This window comes from Bifidobacterium psychraerophilum (genome assembly GCF_000741705.1).
Taxonomy (GTDB): Bacteria; Actinomycetota; Actinomycetes; order Actinomycetales; family Bifidobacteriaceae; genus Bombiscardovia; species Bombiscardovia psychraerophila.
Genome location: NZ_JGZI01000010.1, coordinates 426,332 through 444,967, shown reverse-complemented (window position 1 = coordinate 444,967; position 18,636 = coordinate 426,332). Strand labels below are relative to the sequence as shown.

General features: G+C 59.3%; 14 protein-coding genes and 1 tRNA gene. 12 read left to right on the top strand and 3 right to left on the bottom strand.

Annotated elements, in window-relative coordinates; genetic code table 11:
• Positions 1-4 precede the first annotated feature (4 nt).
• From pflA to nrdF, 9 genes are all read left to right on the top strand, one after another.
• Entirely contained in the window at positions 5-886 is an 882-nt protein-coding gene (gene pflA / locus BPSY_RS09045; RefSeq protein WP_033495312.1) for a pyruvate formate-lyase-activating protein, read from the top strand.
• Between the two features lie 151 nt (positions 887-1,037).
• Positions 1,038-1,553, top strand: coding sequence for a DUF3000 family protein (locus tag BPSY_RS09040; protein WP_051921881.1), 516 nt, complete (start codon positions 1,038-1,040; stop codon positions 1,551-1,553).
• A gap of 162 nt (positions 1,554-1,715) precedes the next feature.
• The gene (locus BPSY_RS09035; protein WP_081884372.1) at positions 1,716-3,020 is read left to right on the top strand and encodes an HRDC domain-containing protein; all 1,305 of its coding nucleotides are present in this window, start codon (positions 1,716-1,718) and stop codon (positions 3,018-3,020) included.
• 47 nt (positions 3,021-3,067) lie between these two features.
• Positions 3,068-4,447, top strand: coding sequence for a trigger factor (gene tig / locus BPSY_RS09030; RefSeq protein WP_033495486.1), 1,380 nt, complete (start codon positions 3,068-3,070; stop codon positions 4,445-4,447).
• A gap of 160 nt (positions 4,448-4,607) precedes the next feature.
• On the top strand, positions 4,608-5,225 hold the full coding sequence (locus BPSY_RS09025) for an ATP-dependent Clp protease proteolytic subunit (RefSeq protein ID WP_033495313.1): 618 nt from the start codon (positions 4,608-4,610) through the stop codon (positions 5,223-5,225).
• A 1-nt stretch (position 5,226) separates the two neighbouring features.
• Positions 5,227-5,898, top strand: a complete 672-nt coding sequence (locus tag BPSY_RS09020; RefSeq protein WP_033495314.1) for an ATP-dependent Clp protease proteolytic subunit — start codon at positions 5,227-5,229, stop codon at positions 5,896-5,898.
• A 138-nt stretch (positions 5,899-6,036) separates the two neighbouring features.
• Positions 6,037-7,350, top strand: coding sequence for an ATP-dependent Clp protease ATP-binding subunit ClpX (clpX, locus tag BPSY_RS09015; protein ID WP_033495316.1), 1,314 nt, complete (start codon positions 6,037-6,039; stop codon positions 7,348-7,350).
• A 2-nt stretch (positions 7,351-7,352) separates the two neighbouring features.
• A complete protein-coding gene (locus BPSY_RS09010; RefSeq protein WP_238556842.1) occupies positions 7,353-7,988 on the top strand; it encodes a GNAT family N-acetyltransferase in 636 nt (211 codons plus the stop codon).
• Positions 7,989-8,647: 659 nt separating this feature from the next.
• Positions 8,648-9,643 (top strand): class 1b ribonucleoside-diphosphate reductase subunit beta, encoded by a 996-nt coding sequence (nrdF, locus tag BPSY_RS09005; protein ID WP_051921950.1) that lies wholly within the window; start codon positions 8,648-8,650, stop codon positions 9,641-9,643.
• Here the strand turns inward: nrdF and BPSY_RS09000 are convergent.
• Positions 9,640-11,571 carry a histidine-type phosphatase gene (locus tag BPSY_RS09000; protein WP_051921880.1) on the bottom strand — a complete coding sequence of 644 codons (1,932 nt, stop codon included), beginning with the start codon at positions 11,569-11,571 and terminating at the stop codon, positions 9,640-9,642. The two genes, nrdF and BPSY_RS09000, sit on opposite strands and share 4 nt — an antisense overlap.
• Before the next feature lie 358 nt (positions 11,572-11,929).
• Between BPSY_RS09000 and BPSY_RS08995 the strand changes: the two genes are divergently transcribed.
• Positions 11,930-13,768, top strand: coding sequence for a S53 family peptidase (locus tag BPSY_RS08995; protein ID WP_051921879.1), 1,839 nt, complete (start codon positions 11,930-11,932; stop codon positions 13,766-13,768).
• Positions 13,765-15,774 carry a hypothetical protein gene (locus BPSY_RS08990; RefSeq protein WP_033495318.1) on the top strand — a complete coding sequence of 670 codons (2,010 nt, stop codon included), beginning with the start codon at positions 13,765-13,767 and terminating at the stop codon, positions 15,772-15,774. The genes BPSY_RS08995 and BPSY_RS08990 overlap by 4 nt, the downstream gene beginning before the upstream one ends.
• 109 nt (positions 15,775-15,883) lie before the next feature.
• Here BPSY_RS08990 and BPSY_RS08985 read toward each other — a convergent pair whose 3' ends face one another.
• Both BPSY_RS08985 and BPSY_RS08980 read right to left on the bottom strand, forming a co-directional pair.
• A complete protein-coding gene (locus BPSY_RS08985; RefSeq protein ID WP_051921878.1) occupies positions 15,884-16,663 on the bottom strand; it encodes a nucleoside phosphorylase in 780 nt (259 codons plus the stop codon).
• A gap of 143 nt (positions 16,664-16,806) precedes the next feature.
• Positions 16,807-16,880, bottom strand: a tRNA-Arg gene (locus BPSY_RS08980).
• A 316-nt stretch (positions 16,881-17,196) separates the two neighbouring features.
• Here BPSY_RS08980 and BPSY_RS08975 point away from each other — a divergent pair.
• A complete protein-coding gene (locus tag BPSY_RS08975) occupies positions 17,197-18,375 on the top strand; it encodes a MalY/PatB family protein (RefSeq protein ID WP_033495320.1) in 1,179 nt (392 codons plus the stop codon).
• Positions 18,376-18,636 lie beyond the last annotated feature (261 nt).

Sequence of the window (18,636 nt, the reverse complement as noted above, 5' to 3'; positions counted from 1 at the left end):
AAGGATGTCTCAGGTTATGGAGTTCCATACGACCAGACCCCATATGCTCAAGGACTCGAAGGAATACCAGAGCCAGACGCTGATGGGAGGGCTGTCGGGCTTCGAGTCGCCGGTGGGGCTGGATAGACGGGACAGGCTGCGTGCTCTGAAAACAGGTGATATCGGCTTCGTGCATTCATGGGACATCAACACCGCAGTGGATGGACCGGGTACGCGCATGACCGTGTTCATGAGCGGCTGCCCCCTGCGTTGCCAGTACTGCCAGAATCCTGATACGTGGAAGATGAGGGATGGGCAGCCGGTATATCTCAGTGCGATGATCGACAAAATCGACCGGTACAAGGAGCTGTTCAAAGCGACGGGAGGTGGCATCACCTTCTCCGGTGGCGAGTCCATGATGCAGCCCGCCTTCGTGTCCCGTGTATTCAGGGCGGCCAAGGAGATGGGGGTGCACACCTGTCTCGATACCTCGGGCTTCCTCAACCGGAATTACACCGACGAGATGATCAAGGACATCGATCTGTGCCTGCTGGATGTCAAATCGGGTGATGAGGCGACCTACAAGGAAGTGACCGGCGGAGTACTGCAGCCAACGATAGATTTCGGCAAGAGGATCGCGTCCCTGGGAACGAAGATCTGGGTGCGCTTCGTGCTGGTGCCGGGTTTGACCGATTCCTTCGAGAATGTGGAGAAGGTCGCCGGGATCTGCGAGCAGTTCGGGGATGCCGTCGAGCATATCGATGTGCTCGGTTTTCATCAGCTCGGACGGCCGAAATGGCACGAGATGCGCATTCCCTATCCTCTTGAGGATGCCAAGGGTCCTTCCGCCCAGCTCAAGCAGCGTGTGGTCAAGCAATTCGAAGATCACGGATTCGTCGTCTACTAGCTCGGAGGAGGCCGTCATCAGGGGGTGGCACATCCCTTGTGGGATACCGGCGTGGCCCTGCGCGGTCTCAGAGCCACGCCCCCGCGAGAGTCGGCCGCAATCGCTGGTGTCGTTACTGCGAAAACGGCCCTCAAGCGCATAGCCTTAAGGTATGGCCGAGATCTTTACTCTGCCGGAGCGTGGCGACACGGTCAGCGCCCCGGACGGGAAACATGCTGCTCATGCGCTGCCCAGACCGGGGAATGTTCCCGATGACATGTGGTATGCGGTTGAATCCGTTCACCGGATGCGCAGGCTCGAAGGCGTCGAATACCGTGAGATTCAGGTGCCCACCGCCATGGCCGATTTCGGCATAGGCATCGAATTGAGTTGCGAGGGTGGCACCGGGGCCTCCTCACAGCAGCCGAGCGCCTGGATCATGGTGCTGTATGCGCGTACGCCACGTCTGGATTGGGGTTCACGGTGGCGCTGTGTCGCATTCATGAGTGTCGCCATCGAACGCGCCGAACGTGACTGCCTCACAGCGAGCATGTTCCTTGACGATCTGAGCGATCATCTGAGTGATGTGGTGCCGGACAGCGTGGGCGGCACCGTCACCCTGACCGAGAACCGCTCCTTCGGAGCCATCGGGCAGGAGGAATCCTCCGGTTGCGAGATGCGGGTATAATGGACGCCTGCGGATGTTGGGCCGGCCGGCCTCGAGGCCGGGCTGCATGTTTCGATGTGGGCCCAGTATCTACTGGATGTGGCAGGGCAAGGCGATAACGCCGAGTTGGGCCCATCGCATTTCTCACAAGTCGGAGAGCCGAATATAAGGGAGTAAGACGTATTGCTGAGTGAGCATCAGACACCGCGATTGCTGGCGGAGCCGCTTTCGGGAGTGCCCGAAGTCATATCCACACCAGCCGCATTCCAGGAGATGTGCCTTCGCTTCAGCCAGGCTTCGGGCTCTCTGGCGGCGGATGCGGAGAGGGCCTCCGGCTTCAGATACGGGCATGAGGATTGGCTGGTCCAGTTCAAACGCGAGGAATCGGGAATCGCTCTGGTCGATCCGATCGCGCTCGGTGATTCGGGGATCTCATGGCAGGCGTTCAACGATGCCGTTGGGCAGGCCACATGGATCATCCACGACGCCTTGCAGGATCTGCCGGGCTTCAGCGATCTGGGGATGCAGCCGAAGGCCTTGTTCGACACCGAACTTGCGGCCAGGATGCTCGGACTCCATCATTTCGGATTGGCTGCCGTCACCGAGCACTACCTGGGTCTGGTACTGGCGAAGGAGCATTCCGCCGCGGATTGGTCCTATCGTCCCCTTCCCAGGGATTGGCGCAACTACGCGGCTTTGGATGTCGAGCTGCTCATCGATCTCGAACGACGCATGAGAGCCGATCTGAAGGCTCAGGGCAAGGATTCCTGGGCCGAGGAGGAGTTCACCTGGCTGCTTGACCGCGGCACCGCGGCGAGGCCGCCACGCTTGGAACCCTGGCTGCGGGTCTCGCACATCAGCGATCTGCATCGTGACAGGCGCGGATTGGCCGTGGTCAAGGAGCTGTGGACGCTTCGCGACGCATTGGCGCGTGAACACGATATCGCTCCGAGCCTCCTGCTCTCCGATTCCGCGATTATCGAGGCCGCGAAGGTCAAACCACGCAATCTGAAGGCATTCCGCTCCATACGTTCGCTGAATCAGCGGGTCCGCGTGCGGACGGGGGGAGAACAGGACAAGATGTTCGAACGCTATGCCCCGATCCAGCGGCAGGTCAAAGCCACGGTTTGGAAAGATGCGATACAGCTTGCCCTTGATCTCACGGAGGATGAACTGCCGGTCATGCCAGCCCGCAAAGGCGGTGCCGCGCACGGTGACGAGAACAATGCGCCGCGGTCGATGCGTCTGTGGCAGCAGCGCCATCCTGAACGCTTCGAACGCCTCGGCAATGTGCGCAGGGTGGTCAACATCATCTCCCAGGACACGCGCACGCCGGCGGATGTGATCATCAAACCGCAGTATCTGCGCAACCTGTGTTGGCTCGATGATGTGGAGGGCCTTGACGTGGCGGAATTCCTCCATGAGCAGGGTGCCAGGAACTGGCAGATCGAGCTGCTTGCAGAGTCCGTAAGTCGAGCTATTATGTAACGGTTGCCTTGAGGCAGAATATAGAATGTGATGAATTGGAGCGCAGCGTGAAAATCAGCGTAAGGAATCTTGAGCCCACCAAGGTGAGGCTTACAATCACCGCCGATGCAGAGGAGCTTGATCCTTATCTGGATGCGGCCCGCAAGGAGATTGGCAAGCAGGTCAGCATCCCCGGTTTCCGCAAGGGGCACGTACCAGGGAAGATCATCGACCAGCGTGTTGGCTTCGGATCTGTCGTCGGCGAGGCCGTGAACAACGGTGTGCCGGAGCTGTATTCGAAGGCCCTGGCCGAAAAGGAAATCCATCCTATGGCCCAGCCCAAGCTGGATGTCAAGGAAGTCCCGGAATCAGCGGATGACGAGACCAAGTTGAAGTTCACCGCCGAGGTCGAGGTGCGCCCGAAGTTCGAGCTGCCCGCCGTCGAAGGTCTTGAGATCGAGGTCGCGAAGCCCGAGGTCACCGATGATGACATCAACACGAGGCTTGATGCACTGCGCCAGCGTTTCGGCACTCTGGTGGGTGTGGACCGTCCGGCCAAGACGGGCGACTACGCCAACATCGATCTTGACGCCAAGATCGGCGACGAGTCCGTTGACGCCCAGGAAGGCGTCAGCTACGAGTTGGGTTCAGGAACCATGCTTGATGGGCTGGATGAGGCTCTCGACGGTCTGTCGGCCGGCGAGGAGACCAGCTTTGAGGGCACCCTGGAAGCCGGTGACCACGAGGGCGAGAAGGCCCAGGTCACCGTCAAGGTGAATTCCGTCAAGGCCGAGGAACTGCCTGAGCTCGATGATGATTTCGCCCAGGACGCCTCGGAGTTCGACACACTCGATGAGCTCAAGGCGGATATCCGCAAGCAGAGCGAAGCCGATGCCGAAGGCCGCCAGGCCACCGTGGCCCGCGATGCCTTCATCGCACGCTTGCAGGAAGGCGTTGACATCCCCGTGCCCAAGGGCGTGAAGGATGAGATGCTGGCCGAGCGTGAGAAGAACGCGCAGGGCAATCCCCAGGCACCTGAAGAGGACAAGGAAACGGCGGAACAGGCTGTCGAGAAGGAGCTGCGCGATCAGATCGTGCTCGATGCCCTTTCCGAACAGCTCAAGATCACCGTCACCCAGGCCGATGTGACGAACTTCCTCGCTTCGATCGCCCAGCAGTACGGCATGGATCCCAGCAACTTCATCAACGCGATCGTCAACAACGGCCAGCTGGGCTCCGCGGTCCAGGAGGTCGGACGTTCCAAGGGCCTGCTCGCCGGTATGCGCGCGGTGACCTTCAAGGACACCGACGGCAAGGTGCTCGACCTGAGCAAGTTCCTCGGCGACGAAGCGGCCGAAGAGGAGCAGGAAAGCGTCGAGGCCGCCTCGGCAGCCGCAGCGGTCGCCGACCAGCTCGCCGCCAAGGATGAGGCCACCGAAGAGGAGTAGACCTACGGTTTCCTGATCTAGCCAGCTCATGTGACAGGCCCCGAAAACCCGCGATTACGTGGGGGTTTGGGGCCTTTCCATAGCCGAGAGCGCAAAGCCGCCCGGAGCGTCGATTCTGGGCTGTAGGCTCGAAACACAACCACACATAGAAGGAGACACGGTGAGCAATTCTCTTGCACAATCACCGGTTCTGGCCGAGGGTGAATCGTTCTCTCCGACCGATCCGATTTTCAACCGTCTGCTTAAAGACCGCATCATCTGGCTTGGTGACGAGGTCAAGGATGCCAATGCCAACATCATATGTGCACAGATGCTGATGCTGGCCGCGGAAGATCCCAGCAAGGATATTTGGCTCTACATCAACTCGCCAGGTGGTTCGATCACCGCAGGCATGGCAATCTATGACACGATGCAGCTCATAGAGCCCGACGTCGCGACCGTCGCTGTCGGCATGGCCGCTTCGATGGGGCAGTTCCTGCTGTCGAGCGGCACCAAGGGCAAGCGTTTCATCACATCCCATGCCCGTGTCCTGATGCACCAGCCATCCGGAGGCGTTGGCGGCACGCAGACCGATGTCCGTATCAATGCGGAACTCATCATGGATATGAAGAAGACCTTGTCGCAACTCACGGCTGAACAGACCGGCCATACGGTCGAGGAGATCTACCGTGACAACGAATACGACCACTGGTTCACCGCACAGGATGCCTTGGAATACGGTTTCGTCGACAAAATCGTGACCACGCCGGGCACGATGAACGCGCAGAAGGGGGAGTGAGATGTCATCTCAAGAAGCTCAGTTCGTCGCACGTGCCGACCGTCTGGCCGGACCTGGCGGGGTGGCGGGAGTCCGCGCCGAGAGCCGTTATGTCCTCCCGCAGTTCGAGGAGAAGACGCCATACGGCTTCAAGCGTCAGGATCCGTACACCAAACTGTTCGATGACCGGATCATCTTCATGGGCGTGCAGGTTGATGACGCCTCGGCGGATGACATCATGGCGCAGCTCCTGGTTCTGGAAAGCCAGGATCCAAACCGCGATGTGATGATCTATATCAACTCGCCCGGTGGCTCGATGACCGCCATGACGGCCATCTACGACACGATGCAATACATCAAGCCCGATGTTCAGACCGTGTGCCTCGGACAGGCCGCATCGGCCGCAGCCATCCTGCTTGCGGCAGGCGCCCCGGGCAAACGCCTGATGCTGCCCAATGCGCGCGTGTTGATTCATCAGCCCGCCATGCAGCAGGACTTCGGCAAAGCCACCGAAATCGAGATTCAGGCGAAGGAGATGCTGCGTCTGCGTGAGTGGCTTGAGCACACACTGGCCACGCATACCGGTCAGCCGATCGAGCGGATCCGCAAGGACATCGAAACCGATACGATCCTCACGGCACAGCAGTCCAAGGAATACGGCATCGTCGATGAGGTGCTGGAAAACAGGAAGTAGTGCAAGCTTTCCTCTCCCCGGTGGGGGAGGAAGTGTGCAGACGACCTGAGTCGTCGAAGCATATGCCCGCTACCCGGTGCACAATGGTGAACAGGGCAGCGGGCATGCTATGTATTGCCCTCTTCTGGGAGGATATCTATGGGGCGTGTGGTCAGCTACAACGAAGACATACCACGTTGTGAATTCTGCGGAAAAACCGAGCATCAGGTTCGTAAACTGGTGACCGGCCCGAATTCTGCGATCTGCGACGAATGCATCGAACTGTGTGTGGACATCATCTCCGAGGAGCGCACGCATGACGCCGAGGTCAACGCCCTCAAACTTCCTATTCCCAGTGAGATCTTCGCCTATCTCAACCGTTTCGTCATCGGTCAGAACGATGCCAAACGCACACTCTCCGTCGCGGTGTACAACCACTACAAGCGCGTCAACATGGAGCTGAAGCAGTCCGTGCAGCATATCGAGAAGGCTTCGGCACGCACGGACGGATCGGATGACCTCAGCGACGTCGAGGTGGCCAAGTCGAATATCCTGCTTCTGGGGCCCACCGGCGTCGGCAAGACCTATCTCGCGCAGACGCTGGCGAAGGTCATGAATGTGCCCTTCGTGATCACGGATGCGACCACGCTGACCGAAGCGGGGTATGTCGGTGACGACGTGGAAACGGTGCTGCAACGGCTGCTGCAGGCCGCCGATGGCGATGTGGAACGTGCCCAGCACGGGATCATCTATATCGATGAAATCGACAAGATAGCACGGAAATCAGGGGAGAACACCTCGATCACGCGTGATGTGAGCGGCGAGGGTGTGCAACAGGCGTTATTGAAGATTCTGGAAGGCACCATCGCCAGCGTTCCGCTGGAAGGCACGCGCAAGCACAGGGATCAGGAGACCGCGCATATCGATACCCGTGGCATTCTCTTCATCTGTGGCGGTGCCTTCGTGGGTCTCGACCAGATTGTCGAGCAGCGGCTCGGCAGGCATGAAAGCGGTTTCGGCGCATCCTGGCATACCCATCAGCTGAAGCGTGAGGAGCTGCTGGGGCAGGCGGATGCCGATGATCTCTCCGAATTCGGGCTCCTGCCTGAATTCATCGGTCGCCTTCCTGTGGTCAGCGTGCTGCATGAGCTCAGCCAGCAGGAACTGGAACTGGTACTGACCGAACCGGCGAATGCCTTGGTCAAGCAATACAGGAAACTCTTCGCCAGTGATGGCGTGGAGCTTGAGTTCACTCAGGATGCCATCGCATGCATAGCGAAAACCGCTCTGGAACGTGGGGTCGGTGCCAGGGGTCTGCGGTCGATTATCGAAAGAACTCTGGAGTCCACGATGTTCGATCTGCCTGAACTTGAAGAGGTGAGCACCGTGGTCGTCGACCGGGACTCCATCCTGGGTGTCGCCCAGCCCCGACGCATTGCCGCGGAGAAGCGCCAGCACCGCAGGACCGCATAGCGATGCGCCCTGATGACGGAATGATGATGGTGCTGAATACCGAGCGTCTGCGCCTGCGGCCTTGGCGGGTCGATGACGAAGAGGAGACGCGGAGCCTGTTCCGCTACGCCCGGGATCCCGAGGTCGGTCCTGCGGCCGGTTGGGCCGTCCACGGAAGCCCTCAGGAGAGCGCGAGGATCATACGGGATGTGCTTGCCGTGCCGGAGACCTACGCCATCACACTCGCCGGGGATGACGAGGCGATAGGGTCGGTCGGTCTGTCCTACGGCACCCTGATCTTCACATCGGACGAGGTGGATGGGAACCGTTACGGCATCGGCAGCGAGAGCGAAGGACGGCCCGCGAAAGCATGCGAGTTCGGGTATTGGATCGCGAAGCCCTTCTGGGGACAAGGCCTGGTGCCGGAGGCGGTTGCCGCCTTCATATGTCATGGTTTCGAAGACCTCGGGCTGGAATCCATGTGGGCCAGGCATGACGTCAACAACGTGAAGTCGAAGAGGGTCATGCAGAAGTGCGGCCTGCAGTATGCGGGCACCATGCATCATGTCCGTATGGAGCAGTTGGACGGTGAAGTCTATCGGGATGAGGACGTGCGTCGAATTACGCGACAGGAGTGGTTGACCGCGCGGGGACGGTGATGTGTCGGTGGGTCACGGAAGGTGTTGCGCAGCGCGCATAGGTGCATTCGTCGCCCCGGGGCATCCATATGGTGCCCGGGTCAGCCCCGGTATTGGACGTTGAGTTTTCCGCCATGTTCCAGGACCCACATATGGAATTCGCACAACGGGATGGCTCCTAGCGCACCTGCTTCCGCGGGGCGGTCACGCAAGGTGTCCCACTCCTTGGTCGGTGTCCGATCGCACAATGGAATGCCACACCGTGTCCCGTTCATATGACGTACCTTCCTGTCGGCAACTCACTTGCATCGATTATGCACAGAAAACCACATCATTAGCTGAAAGATTGCTGATTTTGCATGGATGTATACAATTCATATCCAATCCTGTCTGCAGGCCGGGCGGCCGACCGCGTGTCTGTGTCATATCTCACAAAAATGTTCTAGGGGTCGAACTTTCCTTTTCCTCCGGCTATGATCGTGTCGCAGAGCACTACATATGGCATTGAGAATATGAATTAATGCCATATGTAGTGGTTGTACGTGATATGGGATGGCAAGGTGCATCGCGCTTCCGGACGGAATGCGGGTGCATGTCGCCCACGATCCTTCGGGAAGAGGAGTGGAATCATGATGGAGCGGGAACGCAAGACGGATGTGCGCATAGCTGATGATGCGATGATGGAGGCGTCGGTGACCCCACCACAATTCAGATTCGATCACGGCGCACGGGTGCGACCGGTGAACTGGAATGCGCTGGTGGATGAGAAGGACCTCGAGGTCTGGAACCGTCTGGTGTCGAATTTCTGGCTTCCGGAGAAGGTCCCGCTGTCCAACGACATTCCATCGTGGAATTCACTGACGGATATCGAAAGGGATACCACGGTGCGTGTGTTCACCGGACTGACCTTGCTGGATACCACTCAATCCTCGGTGGGGGAGATCTGCCAGATCGAGCATGCACGAACCGAACATGAACAGGCGATCTATACCAATATCGCCTTCATGCAGGCGGTCCATGCACGCTCGTATTCATCGATCTTCTCGACTCTTTGTTCCAGCGAACAGATCGACAAGGCATATCGGTGGGCCGTAGGCAATGACCTGTTGCAGCAACGCGTCACCACGGTGCTCAAAGAATATGAGAGCGATGATCCCCTGAAGCGCAAAGCGGCTTCCACCTTGCTGTCATCGCTGCTGCTGTACGCGGGCTTCTATCTGCCGCTGCATTTCGCCTCGCGGGCTCAGTTGATGAACACGGCCGATATGATTCGTCTGATTCTGAGGGACAAGGCGATCCATGGATACTATTCGGGGTACAAGTACCAGCGCGGTCTGCAGGAGCGGTCGGCTTCGGATCGGGCGGACATGAAGGATTTCACCATGGGGCTGCTCGATACGCTTTATGACTTGGAATTGCAGTATTCGGATCAGGTGTATGCCGATTTCGATTTCATCGACGATGTCCGTGCCTTCGTGCGGTATAACGCCAACAAGGCGCTGATGAACCTGGGGTATCCTGCAACATTCACGGCTCAGGAGACCGCGGTGAGCGCCGAGATTCTAGCTGCCCTGTCGCCCGCCGCGGATGAGAACCACGATTTCTTCTCCGGATCCGGATCGTCATACGTCATGGGGCATTCGGAATCCACCGATGACGATGACTGGGAGTTCTAGTGCGATCCGGGATGTCCGCCTTCTTCCTGGTGGCGTTTGCTGATCAGGATAAGAACTCCTGCTCCCGTGAGGGAAAGGAGCAGCGCGAGACTGAACGGCAGCAGGGTGCTGGTCCCGGTTTCGGCCAGGCTGTCCGTGCCCGCTGACGTATTCCCTGCCTGTGAGGAGGCCTTCCCGCCATCCGAGGAAGCGGCATCCGTCGCGGAGGCCGTCGACTTCGTCCGGTCGCCGGCCTGTGCGGATGAGGAGGAACCATTCGTGGTGCCCGAATTGCCGCTGCCGGATGTCTGGACGATTGTGGGATCTTCCGAGGTTGCGATACCGGAAAGGCAGCGTTTCAGTTCACTCTCCTTGTACCAGGTCGATCCGCTTGCAACCGGCTTGCATGAGGCGTTGAACTGGATCTCCTGCTCGTTGTAGAGCATGCGGACGATCGGCGTATACGCTTGTGAGGTTTTCGGATCGGTGCCGCTTTTCGAGTAGACATCCCACTGGACGTTGGCCGCCATCGGCGTCACGCTTTCACCTCGCCACGGGTTGTTGGCGTAGTTGAATACCTGATCCTCCGACTGGGGTTGCTCGACGGCGGGTGCCTGTGTGGTGGAGCCCGGCAGCTTCAGCAGTGCGGCGAATGGCATGATCGTCTCGGCGTGGGCGAAGCGGAAGGTGGCGACCGTGCCTCCGCCGGAAGCCCGCTTGTCGATCGAGGTGAAGAAGTCATCCAGGAGCGATTGCGCGATGGAGTAGGTCTCGTTCTGGCCGCTGTAGCTGGGCCCCTTCTCATAGAAATCCTCGGAGTCGAGAATGTATGCGAACCATTCCGCGTCGGCTTCATGACCCTCGAAGTAGCTGTCGAAGTCGAAGGAGTGCGCGCTGTTGTTCTCATTGGTCATATCCGCGGCGATGATATAGAGATTGTAGAGATCCATGGCGGCATCGACGCTTGTTTTGATGGATTTGCCCATGTCGCCGCATGCATCCTCGTCTTGCTGCGGGTCGGCGTTCGCCGCGCAGTTGAGGTATTGCGTTTCGGACTTGTCATGTTTTTTGCCGTCGGTGGTGTTGTACCAGCGGTGATCAGAATCCGTGCCGATTGAAGAGATGAAGTCCGCGGTGAAGATGCCGGAAAGCAGATCCGTCGCGGCGGACTGGGAACGCGGCAGGCCTTCGATGTAGTCCTCGGCATTGGCGATCGTGGTGCTGTTGTCGACGAAATCCTGGTATGCGTCGGCGACCTCGGCCGCCTTTCCGCTTTTCTGGGTGCCGTCCGGGTTCGCGGATTTATGGAAGTACAGCGTGTCCGGGGTTTTGTCGAAGATGGCTGCCGCTCCGCTTCCTGCGGCGTTCAAGGGCGAGACCGTATCCGTGGCGAGTATGCCCTTTGACGCGGTGTTGAAGCCTTTGACGAAGTTTTCGCCGGACTCGGTGGCCCGTGCCTCCCCGGAGGTCTGGTAGGCGATCTTGTCGCCTTCTGAGGCGGCCTTGTCGAACAGGGATTTGTTGCGCTCGTATGCCCGTTCGCCGATGCCGTAGTGTTGGTCGGCGCCTTGGCCTGTGAGCATGCCGTAGCCGTTATCGACATTGGCGGCGATGATGGCGTTGACGTTGCTGAGGAAGGAATCTTTTGCGGCTTCGCTGACGAAGCCGTTCTCCGCGGAGGCTGTCTCTGCCATCTTCAAGAGCAGGGCGTCGTATTTGTAGCTCGACAGTCCACGGGATCCGTGACGGGCGACCGATTCGGAGTATATGGGCTGGTATCCCGCCGGCGCCGCGGAGTAAGCGGTGCTGCCTGGAGCGGTGTAGGGCTGTTTGCTGCTGTAGTAGGTATTCCGCTCTGATGCCTGTGCGGTGGTGATCGTGCTGGCGGCCAAGCCGGAAACGATGAGCGCGGCGGCGCATGCGCCTGTGAGCAGGCGTGTGTTCTGCATTGCTGTTCTCCATGAGGTTGTGCTGGTCGAATGCCATTCCTGCGCACCCCGGCGCGGAGCGACCCTTGTGGTGAATCGCCCGAGGTGTTCGCAAGGGAGGGTGCGCAAACGGAACAAGGCCGTTTCTATCATTTTCGGATGTCCTGAAGGGGTACTGGATGCATACGCAGGGTGAACAAAGCAACAGTTTTCTTTCCGATGGATCTGGCGACGCGCGAGTATCCGCAGGAAGAGGGCTCAGGTTACAATGATATCTGTAATCATTATCAATTATATTCGGTATCCCTTAAGGGAAACGTTCATGCGAACGCTAAGGCGGGTACCGAAGCTTTCTCACCTTGTAGAAGAGAGGGAATCCATGCGCCTCAAGCGCTCATTCGCCGGTGGGGTGGCCTGCATCGCAGTGCTTGCTTCACTGTCCGCGGCCCAGGGGAGTGCATTCGGGGGAAGTACCCTGAATGACCCGAAGGGTCCTGTCCCATACGCACGTCAGGTGTCGACCTCGAGTACACGCAGAACATTGTCGGGAACCGCGCCGGAATGGTCCCGGCAGGGCACCCAGGTGCACGATGACCGCAGTATCACGGCAACGCTGATCCTGCGGGAGGATACGTCCTCGTCACAGCTCACGAGCCTTCGCGCTTGGTTGTCCTCGCAGGGGCTGACCGTGGACCGAATCCACCAGAACATCTCCGCACTGGGCATATCCGGTCAACGCAGTGCCGTCGCCCAGGCCTTCGACACCACATTCGTCCAGCGCAGACATGAGGGACGGCAGGCCGTCGCACCCAGCCGAGACCTCTCCGTGCCCGCTGATCTGAGCATGGTCCAAAGCGTCGCCGGTCTGGTTGATACCGATGCCGCCTTGCCTGCCACCACCGCCTCACCGGCACAACGATCGACGCAGGGCAATGCCGCGTCGACGCAGGTCAGTGATGATTGCGCCGCCTACTGGGGTGAGAAGCTGTCATCCCAATGGCCGACCTCGGTGAATGTGACATATCGTTCGAACGCCTTATGCGGCTACGGCCCGGAACAGCTGCGCGCGATCCACGAACTGCCGGCCTCCGCAACGGGCAAAGGCTCACGAATCGCGATTGTCGCGGCATACGACGATGCGACCGTGGAAGCGAACACCAATACGTATTTCGCCAAGGTCGGTGCGCAGACCTTCCGATCGGGCCAATACACGCATCACGCCCCGGATTCCCCCGATGAAAGCCGCTGCGGAGGATCGGCCGCATGGACCACCGAACAGCATCTTGATGTGCAGGCGGCACACGCGATAGCCCCTGACGCCGATATCGAGTATTGGGGTGCCAACGACTGCTCGACCAACAGCCTGTATCTGAGGATTCTCGACGCGGTCGAATCGCCGAGCACGCCGGACGTCATCTCGCTGTCCTTCGGAGCCCAGGAAGAACTCGACACCGACGGGGACAGGGCCTTGCTCAACAGGGTGCTCGTCGAAGCCGGATCCAGGGATATCTCGGTATTCGCATCAACCGGCAACGACGGTGATTACACCAACGCAGGCGATCATCAAGGAGAGGCCGATGTGGCATCACCGGCGTCAAGCCCCTATGTGACCGCAGTAGGCGGCACCAGCACGGGATTGAACGCCGACAACACCATTGAGGTGGAATCCGGCTGGGAGACGCAGACCCGCTTCGCCCGCAATGGCGCGATCATTCCTCCGGGCTTCATCTATGGAGCCGGTGGTGGAGAATCGAAATACTACACGCGTCCGACGTGGCAGAAGTCCCTGTCCAAAAGCGGCAACGGACGTCTGCTGCCTGATGTGTCCTCTCTTGCGGATCCGAACACCGGGTTCACCGTGTACTCACCCAGTGACGGAACGGTGGAGTACGAGGCTCATGGAGGAACCAGTCTGGCGACCCCGATGGTCGCAGCCACCGTGGCCGTTGCCAAGGCGAGCAGTGGCGTGAAGGTCGGTCTGGCCACACCCTACCTCTACTCGATGGCAGGGTCGCAGGCGATACGCGATGTGCGTCCAGCATCGGCGGCCACCTGGTATCGCCGTGGTGCGGACACAGGGCAGCTGTGGTTGGAGACCCTGTATATGTGGGACGTCAAGCCTCAGAGCCTGCAATCCTCGGAGGGTTGGGATCCGGTCACAGGACTTGGTGTGCCCACTGGCGCAGCATTCCTTAAGCAATTTGGAGCACAGCGATGAAAGACAGCACAAGAATCCGACGTATCTCAACAGCTTTCGGGGCGGCTCTGCTCGTCATCTGCTGCGTGGCGGCCATGTTCCATGCATTCATGCCGGATAGGGCACATGCCGATGAAATTCCCGCCACCAGTGCGTATGGCGTTCGCATACTCGATATAGATGGGGGAGTCCAACAGGAGAAGGCACCGCTCAGTGAATGGTCATCGGGTAATACGGTGAGCAACGATCTGGACGCGACCGGTGATTTCTTCAAGCTCAACACCACGCGCTCGCAGCAATTGAAGAGCAGGGCGGCATCGGATGGCGCCTTCGCATCGATTGCCAGCGGGGATTACCAACTCAGGGACCGGCCTGCGGTGACCTTCAGCGATCTGCAGGTCTCATGCACCAGGGACGGCAAAAGCGAGGTCTCCTTCGGCAGCCTCAAGGTGAACGACACCGACATCCTCCAGCAGGACAAACTCGCCTCGGGATACACCTACGATCTGCCGACGTCGAAATACGGCGAAACCCGCGTATACGTCGCGCAACGCGAAAGCGACAAGGATTCCCGCACCACCACGACGGCACTGCGCATCGAGGCGGAAGCCGGGGCATCGGAGATATGGCGGGTGCAATTGGGCGTGGTGAGCTGCGCCCCCGCTGAAACCGAGAAGACCGTGCCAGCCGTTTCAGGCGTCACCGTCGTCTCTCCATCAGGGAAAACACTGATCGACGGGCAGCCCAGTGTCGATTCCGTGGGCAGCGCCACCTCGCCGAGCATCACCTCCACCGAGGTGCCGGTGACTGCCAAGAACGTCACGGTCCGGCATGATGCTGATGGCGGATCGCATGTCGATGTCGAATCCTTCGAACAGATACCCGACACATCCGATATCGGGATGTATATGTGGAGCGCCTTACGTGTATACGGACTGTCGCTGGATGTGAAGGCCGACGGATCCTCAAGCATCGCTCTCAGCGGCGGCAGTTCGGGAATCTTCGTCAACGGTGTGTGGATCAACAGCGGAACCGACCTCTATACGGGCATGGCCCCGGATGGAACACCCCGGGTGCATGTGTATCTCAATGAGCGCGTCGTCAACCAGGATGGCAGCATCACCATCAATGCGCTGCGCTACGAGGATCTGACCGGCACCTATCCATCCGTGATACTTGGACAGGTTCACTGGAGCGCCCAGGATTCACATGAGGATCCCGATCCCACGCCCACACCCGATCCCTCACCCTCGGATGGCACTGCTGACGATGACGCGGTTCCCACGGGCAGATATGCCTATGGCCTGTATGCGCAAGGGCCTTCTCCGGTGAGCCCTGTGGCACTGTCGGCGTCCGGCGATGGCGCAAAGGCGAAATCCCTCAGCGGCACCGCCAGCAAGGATGAGGCCACCGATGGGTATGCGGGGCAGATATCGGCCACGAAGCTGAGCTCGACGGTTGATGCCAAAGAGGCCAAAGCCTCCGTATCCTCACTGCTGCTGTATCCGGGTACGGCGATCGAGGTCAGACTGACGGATGTCTCGGTGCAGGTCGGTCATGACGGATCAGTGAAGATGACCACCGGAGGAGGAAGCGTGGCGGGCAAAACGATTGCTGCGGGAAGCGTCGCCGCGAACACCCGGATCACAGTGCCCGGTCGTTCGACGACGATCGTGCTCAATGCCCAGGAACGGCAGGCCGGTGCGCTGCAACGCGTCAGTGGTGTGGCGCTCGATGATTCCCAAGGTCTCGGAGCCGAAGTGCGTGCGGCTGTGGTGAGCTCATCCGCACCGGATACCACGGCAAACAATCCACCGCGAGGAGCTGGATCCTCGGATGCGGCAGGCGGCCATGATCTTGGATCCGGCGCCATCACCTCGGCATCCGATGGAGAAGGGGGCGGCGGTGCCGGCCATCTCGCCACCACAGGCACGGCATCCCTATGGGCGGTCGGATTCGTGGTGCTCTGCGCGGCCCTGTCATCGGTTTTCCTGGTGGTGCGTGCGAGGCGTAGCACCCGTGGATGACGTGCGGTATGCCTAGCCGCTTCGTATGATCACCGTTCCCGGTGTGTGCCGCCTGTGAGAGGGTGCACGCCGGGAACGCTGGTATCGAAGTGCCGTTGTGATCGCATCGTTATTGGCAGCGTGATGCTATCAGCAGCGCGATCCGCAGGAAATCCTCAAGGGGTCTGCGCCGCTGATCGCGCCGCTGGTCCCAGCCATCCTGTGAGACGTAATCGGCCGTGTAAAAGAACTGGTAGAGGTCGGTCTTGCGGAATTGGCTCCACGCCATCAGAGCGCTTGCCTCCATATCGACCACACTGGCACCCTGATTCACACGCTCTCCGGTTTTCTTGCGTGTCTCACGGTAAATGGCATCCGTGGTCCATGTGACGGCTGTTCCGTACCGGATGGAATGCTCGACAAGTACGTCTTCCATCAATGCCAGGCTTGCGGATTGCGCGGCTATGGAGGGGGAGGATGGCGCGTAGTGGTAGCTTGTCCCTTCATCGCGCAGTGCGGCCGTGGGGATGATGATCTCATCCGAGCGTCTGTCTTCGCCGATGATCCCGCACGGACCGAACACGATGAAGTGCTTGGCGCCGAAGTAATGCATCTCCTCGAAATCCCCGACCACTATCGGCGCACCCATGTTGGCACGGACGACACCATAGTCACGGCCTTGATGATGCATCGAATACATCGGCAATGAGCCGTTCACTGAGTTGATGGCGCCGATCGGGGTGATGCGTCCCTCCGCCGCGAGCTCATCGATGATCTGCTGGGCGAAAGGGCAGAGGAAGGTTTCGGGAAGCCCCGATTGCGGGACCGAGGCATCGGAATGGCTCGGTTCGAGAATGGCGGTGTCATCCCCATCGAATTCGCTTAATAGCATGGTGTCGGCGTCCTTCATATGCTGCGGCACGGCGATCCTTGCCGCGTCCCTGTCCAAGACACACCAGTATAGTCACCGGCCTCACAGCATCGCAGCCGCACCGGTCGGGGCTTGGCATGAGAAAACCCCCGCGGTCGTGATGACCGTGGGGGTTTGGTATGTGCGCCAGACAGGATTCGAACCTGCAACCTGCTGATCCGTAGTCAGCTGCTCTAATCCATTGGGCTACTGGCGCATGTCGTCTGAATGCCGAGGCTTTCAGGCAACTTGAATACAATAGCTCTCTCCTTCGCCTTTTGCAAACCGGTGTGTCTCATCTGGGGTGATTCGGTCGAATGCAACAGCAGGGTCCCGGATTCGAGGATATGACCACGCGAGAGCGGTATGCCAGAGCGGTATGCCAGAGCGGTATGTGAGGCGATACAGGGCCATGCGGCATGCCACGCTCCGATGTCATCGCGAAATGCTTTGCGGAAAGGAATCGTCCTATATGCGGATGTAGCATGAACATCGTTTGAATCCCATGCAAATGACCGGAAAGGCCCACCAGAGTGTACGATTTCGATACCGTTATTGATCACAGCCAACTCGCCTCAGAAAAATGGGCGGCGGTCCGTCAGGATATGGGGCCGAACAGCGACGATGTGCTCGCGCTTTCCGTTGCGGATATGGAGTTCACGACGGCACCGGAGATCATCGAGGCCTTGCATCGGGCCGTGGATGGGGGCGTGTTCGGTTACGAGTATTGCACCGACGCATACTATGAGGCATTGCAATCCTGGATGTCGGAGCATCATCACTGGAACATCCGGAAAGAATGGATTACACCAAGCGACGGCGTGATGACCGCGGTATTCACAGGGCTGCGAGCGGTGACGCATCCCGGCGATGCCGTCATCATCCAGCGACCGGTCTATTACCCCTTCACCAATGCGGCCCTCCGCAACGGTTTGACAATTCTGAACAATGAGCTGGTCCAGAATGCGGCCGGTCGCTACGAAATGGATTATGAGGACCTGGAGCGTAAGGCTTCGGAACCACGGTGCACGGCCATGATCCTGTGCAACCCGCACAATCCGGTCGGAAGGGTGTGGAGCGCCGAGGAGCTGCGTCGTCTCGCCGATATCTGTGTGCGACACGGCGTGACGATCCTCGCGGATGAGATCCACGCGGATTTCGCATATCCGGGTCATGAGGTGACGATGTTCTCCACACTGGGGGAGGACGTTGCCGCGCATTGCATGGAATTCACCGCCCCGAGCAAGACGTTCAACCTGGCAGGGTTGATCACATCCAATGTTGTGATTCCGGATGCGGCGCTGAGGAGGTCCTTCGGCATAGCCGCCGATAATGTCGCCGGTCTTTCGGTCAACCATTTCGGTCTGGTCGCGTGCCAGGCCGCATACGAGCATGGCGCGGACTGGCTGAATGAGTTGCGTACGTATCTGAACGGGAATCTGGAAGTGCTCAGGGAATTCGCGTCAGGCAACGACGCGATCGACCTCGTCGAACCGGAAGGCACCTATCTGGCATGGCTCGATTGCAGAAAGCTCAAGATGTCGGCTGAGGAGTTGCGCGACTTCATGCGATACCAGGCACGGGTCTACTTCGATGAGGGCGTGCTCTTCGGTGATGGCGGTGCCGGATTTGAACGGGTGAACATCGCATGCCCACGCAGCATGCTTGAACGGGCCTGTGAAGGCGTTGAGCAGGCGCTGAAGCACCGTTAGGATGTCGCTTTCCAGTGGGTCATGCCACACGCATTCACGGGCACGGTGAGGCACACCGTCCTCGATATGCATATGGTGACGCGTGCTGCCCGATGGGCGCATATATGAACGGCATCTGAACTGTCGGCAAGCAGAACGGTATTCGGTAATCGTGCAGGGTGAACATCATTGAATCGCTGATACCCTGATGGTGAGCAGATCAAGGAGCATGAATGGCGAAAAAGTCGGATAACAAGACGAAATCGGATGCCGGTGCAAAAG